This window comes from Pseudomonas juntendi, from assembly GCF_009932375.1.
Taxonomy (GTDB): domain Bacteria; phylum Pseudomonadota; class Gammaproteobacteria; order Pseudomonadales; family Pseudomonadaceae; genus Aquipseudomonas; species Aquipseudomonas juntendi.
Map to the genome: position 1 here is coordinate 1 of NZ_BLJG01000566.1, position 260 is coordinate 260.

1 pseudogene is annotated in these 260 nt (G+C 59.2%); it reads left to right on the plus strand.

The features are described from left to right. Nucleotides 1-154: 154 nt before the first annotated feature. A pseudogene (locus tag GYA94_RS28420) lies at nucleotides 155-260 on the plus strand (REP-associated tyrosine transposase); the annotation flags it as partial.

The window sequence follows — 260 nt, forward strand, 5'->3', positions numbered from 1 at the left end:
GCGGTTGCAGCAGCGGGGGCTGTGGGTTGGCTGAGCGGGGATAGTCCATCGACCGGATAACGCGGCTCCAACTGTCATAGTCAGTAATGATCCACCTGCGCCGATCCTTGTCCCGCCTCCTATCCTGCGAACGGGATGTTCAAAGGAAATCGACATGGATCGTCGCGGCAATCACCGTTTGCGCCAAGGGCGCTTCTCAGAGCCGGGCAGACTGTATCTGCTCACAACCATTACTCGCCAGCGGTACCCCTTGTTCCGCA